This is a genomic window from Levilactobacillus sp. LN180102 (genome assembly GCF_050106635.1).
Lineage (GTDB): Bacteria > Bacillota > Bacilli > Lactobacillales > Lactobacillaceae > Levilactobacillus > Levilactobacillus brevis.
Genome location: NZ_JBNIIX010000006.1, coordinates 113,684 through 120,153, shown reverse-complemented (window position 1 = coordinate 120,153; position 6,470 = coordinate 113,684). Strand labels below are relative to the sequence as shown.

Sequence of the window (6,470 nt, the reverse complement as noted above, 5' to 3'; positions counted from 1 at the left end):
GTTCCCATGCCGAACACAGAAGTTAAGCTTCAGCACGCCGATAGTAGTTGGGGGATCGCCCCCTGCGAGGATAGGACGTTGCCACGCGAGTTGTGGAACCCAGTGATTGGGTTCCACTTTTTTATTGCCATCGTTTTTAAAATCGGTGATAATAGACTTATGCCGCTTTAGCTCAGAAGGTAGAGCGTTTCCATGGTAAGGAAGAGGTCGTTGGTTCAAATCCAATAAGCGGCTTAATGGAAAAACCAGTCTAAATGAAACTGACAGCTGGCAAAGCCAAGTGACAGTTGTTCAGGAGACTAAAGAAAACAACGTAAGTGAAAGGCACCCACACGAATCCAGTGCGAGTGCCTTTTACTTACGTTGTTGCAGATGGGTCCAAGCCCGCTCCAATTCTAAGTGATAATTGTTAAAGCCAATCTGGGTTAAGTGGCGTTCAGCGACATCTGGAGTAAAGTAAGCGATACGTTGTAACTCGGCATGCTGGGGTGTCAGATCGCTAAGTGACTGTGTTGTTTGAAAAGCAAACCACGCCTCGACCCAATGACTGTACGAGCGAATCCAGAAGTTATCCGCAGAAGTAACAGTTCGGTAAAAACCCAATTCTTCCGCCAGTTCACGTTGCATCCCTGCTTCAATCGTTTCGCCCGCCAAAACCGAGCCACCCGCTGAACAGTCCCAATAATTCGGAAAGTTTATTTTATCGGCAACCCGTTGTTGCAAGAGTACTGATCCAGCTGTGTTAAAAATAAAGGCGTTAACCACCAGATGAAACTCACCCGAAGCTAATGTTTCATGGCGCTGGCGGTCACCAATTCGCTGGAACTGGTGATTGTAGATATCCCAATGTTCCGTTAACCGATCTGCCACCATACCGCTCATCTCCTACGTTAAGCCTACCACGTTTAGGCTTCATCGTAGCGCGTTATTTCAAATTGATGATTCTTGTATTTAGCCATATAAACGTCACGGATGTTATTGACGCCATGCTGTTTGAGTTGTTGCATTAACCAATCTTCATCGTGATTCATTAGCTCTAATACATCTGCGTCAATTTGCCCATCCACGATAATGGGATAGCGGATAGATCCATCACCCTGACGTAGAATTGTGAGACTCCCATTCTGCTCGACAATTGCGCGTTTAACGTCATCAATCTGATAGACGCCTGCCGTTCGAAGCTTAAAGTCAATTTCTTTAGCGGATAGGTTTGCTTTTAAACAGTTATGGACGAGCAGGTGGCCATTACGAATCACTGTAATCGGGCCACCATCAATGAATTTACCAACGGGGTGTACGTGAATTTTTAGATAGCGCATGACTAGAATTAACAGTGACCAAATTAATAGAACAATGACGAACTGAATTAATGTAATTGAACTGTTATAAATGACCCCGCCAATGATTCCCCCTAATACATAGTTCTGAACTTGATCGATCGCTGAAGTTGGGGCTAAATTACCCTTACCAGTGAAGTTGATCAGAACGGTCATAAAAATAAAACCAACCACTAACTTAATGGCAACATCTGAATAATCGAACATGGGCTACTCCTTTACAAGCTTTATTTTAGGTTGATGTAACGTGACTTTCTCTATAAGGTATGCGGAATTGTCGGAATTATAATCTAAGCGATAGTACCCATCCGGCGCCTTAATCAGCAGATTGGTATTACTAGTCGTCGCATTGACTGCTAACTTTTTAGGGCTGACGCGCAGTTGCTGAGCGACATTAGTAACAATTCCCGTGATTTCACCGGTTTGTTCGCTAGCCGATCGCAAGGAGACCAGGCTGTTGATTTGCAATCCCAAAACGAGTAGTAGTAAGGTCCCGGTGATGATACTCAAATCCTTATATTTAACATTCCATCGGTGACGCAAGTAATAGAAGAATAACCCCATGAACGCGACTAACAGGGCAATTAGTAGCGCAATACGTAAATATTGCCACGTGCTGTGCTGTGTCGTGAGGTAATGATACGTATAAAATGTCATTATGTACTCCCTTCAATAGTTTCTAGGATATAGTTTATCACGAATTTTGCGTTTGACGATAGTGCTTGGCTCGAGGAAGCCAGGAGTTGAGCAGGCTATGAATACCTGGTTGGTAGCGAGATAACGGTAATGTTTTAAGGCGGGAGGCTAAGTCATTGGCCTGTTCAAAGTCTCCAAAGTAGGCATTCCAAATGCATAAGCATAACTGCTGTGCAAGGGCACCGTCAGTGCTGAGATGATTCAGATAGCCAGCCACGACTTGGATTCTAAATGCCCGGGCAGCCGCATATTCTTGATGAACCAGTAAAACCTGTAGGGCAACGAGGTCAAAGCTCGAGCGATCATCCATGACATCAAATTGATCGGTGGTTGCGGTCACGTAGCGTTCACACGTGACGTGAAAGCGGCGAATGATTGCGGGCAGCGGTTCGTGTTTAAACCCTGCCAGTGCTAATAACACGGGCCCCATCTTCAGGTCTTGCAGCGTCCACGTTTTGGTGAACGTGAATTGTTGCCAAAGATGCGCCATGGCGGGACTGAGAACGACATGCTCGTGATCGAAAGCCACCAGTAACGTGGCTGCCATCACCGCCATCCGTTGTTCAGTGGGGTTATCACTGGCTTGGTAGCGCTGGGCTAAATGACTGAGCAACGGAAAGTTTTGTTGATCGTAAGCTAACATAATTTGACTGTTGAGATCGGTTGCGGTGTCAGGTTGATAGTCGTTTTGGATGAACCGAAACTCACCGGCACTAACGCCTAGACGATCTAAGATTAAGAATAACTTGCTGGCGCCCAGATCATGGTGACCACTTTCTAAACGAATGGCAAATGATCGTGAAACGATGCCCTGATAAATTTCCTTTTGCGTGAAGCCCTTAGCTAAACGGATTTGTTTAAGTGTACAACCGATTGTCTGCATCACTCAGTCCTCCTAATTAATAATACGTGGCAAATTTGCCACATATTATACGTCACATTTTTGATAAATACCAATACAATTAACCTTGACTTAAGCGCCAATACCGATTGGGCGGTGTTGACTGAGGAGGCGTATCAGATGGATACACAAATTTCCAATCGTCAATCGGTTATACAAATTGTTAAGGCTGCCAGCAGTGATATTATGACGACACTAGGTGGAGACACATTTGGTTTTGCACTGGGGCTGATGCTATTACACACAACGCACTCGGCCATGAGTTTTGGGTTAGGCTCGATTATTTATCCGTTGGTCGGCCTATTGTTAGTGATCCCAGTAGGTAACCTAGTCGATCACCAGCCCCACCGACTACTAATTTTAGGGAGTAAATTAGCCGGTATCCTAGCATTTGCGTTATATGCACTACTGGTGCCATGGCTCAGCATGCCGATGTTATTAGCAGTAATGATGTTAACGATCGTTGCTTGTTGTGATAAGGTGACGACAACAGCTTTTACGGCAGCTGTACGGGAGCTAGTTAATCCGGCTCATATTAAGACCTTGGCGACTATTGAGCAGGCGGCGATTGCTACCATTCAGTTGGTTTCACCCATTATTGCAGCTGCTTTATACGCATGGATTGGGTTTGCTGGTATCGTGTGGATAGAATTGGGGATGGAAATTATTTCGGCCTTAATCGTACTAACTATGCGTTTTCATCCGGTTACTCGTTTGCTGGCAGATGACCACGCTAAGTCGCAATGGCAACAATTTCGAGTGGGATTACGCTATATTCGTGATCGCTTCACGTTGCGGACAATTGTTCTAGTGGGTATTTTACTGAATTTCTTATTCAGCTCAATTGATATTGGGTTGCCTTATGCGATTGTGCAAACTCGACATCTTAGCAGTGCCCAATTAAGTTGGGTACTGAGTGCATTTGCCGCAGGTATCCTATTAGGTAATCTATTGTTAATGGTGATGCCAACAGTCAAACGGATCTTACGGCTGGTCTTAGGACTTGGGGCTGTCATTGGTCTACTCGTTGTTTTATTAGGAAGTGTCTTTTTAAGCACGCTAAACGGTCAGTGGTTGATTGGACTACTAATCGGGTGGTCACTGCTGGTTGGGATTGTGTTAGCATTCATCAATACACCGATGTCAGTGTACATGCAGCTGACAGTTCCCACGGAGCTACTAGGTCGTGTGGATGCCACCTTTAGTACGCTCATGCAGTTGGCCTTACCACTTGGGACGCTGGTTTACGGTAGCCTATTTCAAGCCTGTGCGGCCGGGCCAGTCTATTTGGTAACGGGACTCGTCATTATCGGCTATCTCAGTTACAACATGTGGCGGGTCCATCACAGCGTGGCAACCAAGCAAATTGGTAACGACGAGTGACGGGTCGTGCTAAACTGAACTTATGAAAGTCAAAGAAGGAGGACATTTCGGATGGCAGACTTTGATTGCATTGTGATTGGTGGTGGCCCCGGTGGGTTGGCCGCAGCGTATGGCTTACACGAACGTGGCCTGAAGGTTGCTGTGGTTGAAAAAGATTTATGGGGCGGAACATGTCCCAATCGCGGGTGCGACCCGAAGAAAATTTTGATGGCGGCAGTTGAAGCTCAAGGACGGAGTGAAGCGTTGCAAGGGCATGGCTTAACCGGTGTACCACAAATTGACTGGTCGTCGTTGATGGCAACGAAACGGGCGTATACGGAGAAGATTCCAACGGGCACTCAGGGTGGCTTACAATCAGCTGGTATCGCCAACTATCATGGTGAAGCTAGTTTTGAGGCGGATGGTCACCTGACAGTGGGGAACACCCAACTGTCAGCGACGAATTTCATTATCGCAACGGGACAAGCTCCACGTATTCCCAATATTACGGGACAGGAATGGTTGCGTACCAGTAATGATTTCTTGGACCTAGATACACTGCCCGCAGATATTACGTTGATGGGGGCCGGATACGTTGGTATTGAATTGGCAGCCATTGCCAATGCCGCTGGTAGTCAGGTCCATCTAATCCATCATAGTGATCGGCCATTACGGGGGTTCGATGGTGAATTAGTAACGGCTTTGTTGAAACGCTTAATGGTTGATGGCATAGATGTGCAATTGGACACGGATATCACGGCGGTAACGCCAGCTGATGATCAATATCAAGTGACCACCGCGAGTGGAAAGACCTGGACAACTGGACTTGTATTTGCCACAGCTGGACGGCTTCCCGTAACGGCGGGATTGCATTTGGAACGTGTGAATGTGACGACCACGGCTCATGGTATTCAGGTGAATGATCATCTACAGACGACTAATCCACGGGTCTTTGCCTTGGGGGATGTCGTGGATCGTCCCCAGCCTAAGCTCACCCCAGTGGCGGGTTTTGAAGGACGCTATTTGACGCAAACGCTGGCCAAAAAAGACCAACCAGCCATCATCTATCCTGTGATTCCAGCGGTCGTTTATGGTAAAACGCAATTGGCCCAACTGGGTGTCACACCAGCAACGGCGACTCAGCAGCCAGAGACTTATGCCGTTAGTGATTTGGATTTAACGTCATGGTATAGTTATCGGCGGATTCAAGACGCTGATGCGCGAATCAAGGTCGTGACAGAACGATCCACCCAACGGATTGTTGGGGCAACCATGTTGAGCAGTGAAGCAGAACAACTCATCAATTACTTAGATTTTGTGATTCAAAATCAACTCACACCAACGGATATTGATCAGGCTATTTTGGCTTACCCGACGTTGGCGTCTGACCTCACTTATTTTGGATAGTCATCATTAACTTTGAGCCTGGGACAAAAGTCTCAGGTTTTTTTACGATTCCAAATATTGGATGTCAAAAGGTACGCCAGCTAATCACCGGTTGGCCCACTTATAAGGGCTTTAGTGAGCAAAACCAAAATGATAGGTCTATAATTTTAGTTAACCAATGATTATCATCTGAATAACGGTAATGACTTTGAGAGGGGATGATATGTTATTCAATTTGATAACTTTAATTATGCTAAGAGCATTAGGCATGTTTCCGGATTACATAAGCGTGAGGTCCATCTATGGGGAGAATTAGCTGTGGTTCTGTGTATTTTGATGTATGTCGCGTACATTCCAGAAATCGTGGCGAATTTTATGGGTCATCCAGTATCACCGTTGCAGCCATTTACGGCCGCAATTTGTGCCTTTGCCTGGGTGGAATATGGCTGGCACCGTGCGCATAAGGATTGGCCAATTATTATTTCAAATATTCCCGGAGTTGTTTTGGGGATCATTACGGTGGTAACGGTCTACATACATTAGATTATTTCCGAGAAATTAAAAGCGGTATCGACAAGGTGTCCATCCATTGTCGATACCGTTTTTAATTTAGGTTGACTGCTGGCTGGTTGTCAGGGGCTTATTGCGTGAAAGCGCCTGAAAAATATAACAATATTAGTCCAGGAATTAATAAAATTATTCCCCAAATATATTGTTTAATCATGCTCGTATCACCAAAGAATAATCGAGTTTTTACAAAAAATTTAGCGAAAGTTATGCAGATAAGT

At 45.6% G+C, this 6,470-nt stretch carries 7 protein-coding genes, 1 tRNA gene and 1 rRNA gene; 5 read left to right on the top strand and 4 right to left on the bottom strand.

Translation table 11 applies throughout. The features are described 5' to 3' along the window. Nucleotides 1-87, top strand: a 5S ribosomal RNA gene (gene rrf / locus ACP4IT_RS05560); the annotation flags it as partial. Nucleotides 88-161: 74 nt separating this feature from the next. Further along, nucleotides 162-234 (top strand) — tRNA-Thr (locus ACP4IT_RS05555). A gap of 120 nt (nt 235-354) precedes the next feature. On the opposite strand, the gene ACP4IT_RS05550 is transcribed toward ACP4IT_RS05555, so the two are convergent. The 4 genes from ACP4IT_RS05550 to ACP4IT_RS05535 are packed head-to-tail and all read right to left on the bottom strand — an operon-like array spanning nt 355 to nt 2,916. Beyond that, complete coding sequence (locus ACP4IT_RS05550) at nt 355-873, bottom strand: NUDIX hydrolase (RefSeq protein ID WP_051053363.1); 519 nt, start codon at nt 871-873, stop codon at nt 355-357. Between the two features lie 32 nt (nt 874-905). Next, a complete protein-coding gene (locus tag ACP4IT_RS05545) occupies nt 906-1,544 on the bottom strand; it encodes a DUF421 domain-containing protein (protein ID WP_011667214.1) in 639 nt (212 codons plus the stop codon). Between the two features lie 3 nt (nt 1,545-1,547). Beyond that, nucleotides 1,548-1,994 carry a DUF3290 domain-containing protein gene (locus tag ACP4IT_RS05540; protein ID WP_011667215.1) on the bottom strand — a complete coding sequence of 149 codons (447 nt, stop codon included), beginning with the start codon at nt 1,992-1,994 and terminating at the stop codon, nt 1,548-1,550. A 37-nt stretch (nt 1,995-2,031) separates the two neighbouring features. After that, a complete protein-coding gene (locus tag ACP4IT_RS05535) occupies nt 2,032-2,916 on the bottom strand; it encodes a helix-turn-helix domain-containing protein (protein ID WP_011667216.1) in 885 nt (294 codons plus the stop codon). A gap of 138 nt (nt 2,917-3,054) precedes the next feature. Here ACP4IT_RS05535 and ACP4IT_RS05530 point away from each other — a divergent pair, with 138 nt between their 5' ends. From ACP4IT_RS05530 to ACP4IT_RS05520, 3 genes are all read left to right on the top strand, one after another. Beyond that, nucleotides 3,055-4,317 (top strand): MFS transporter, encoded by a 1,263-nt coding sequence (locus ACP4IT_RS05530; protein WP_107696651.1) that lies wholly within the window; start codon nt 3,055-3,057, stop codon nt 4,315-4,317. Between the two features lie 51 nt (nt 4,318-4,368). Further along, on the top strand, nt 4,369-5,703 hold the full coding sequence (locus ACP4IT_RS05525; protein WP_172757591.1) for a dihydrolipoyl dehydrogenase family protein: 1,335 nt from the start codon (nt 4,369-4,371) through the stop codon (nt 5,701-5,703). 240 nt (nt 5,704-5,943) lie between these two features. Further along, nucleotides 5,944-6,225, top strand: coding sequence for a membrane protein (locus ACP4IT_RS05520; RefSeq protein ID WP_035464000.1), 282 nt, complete (start codon nt 5,944-5,946; stop codon nt 6,223-6,225). The last annotated feature ends 245 nt before the right edge of the window (nt 6,226-6,470 follow it).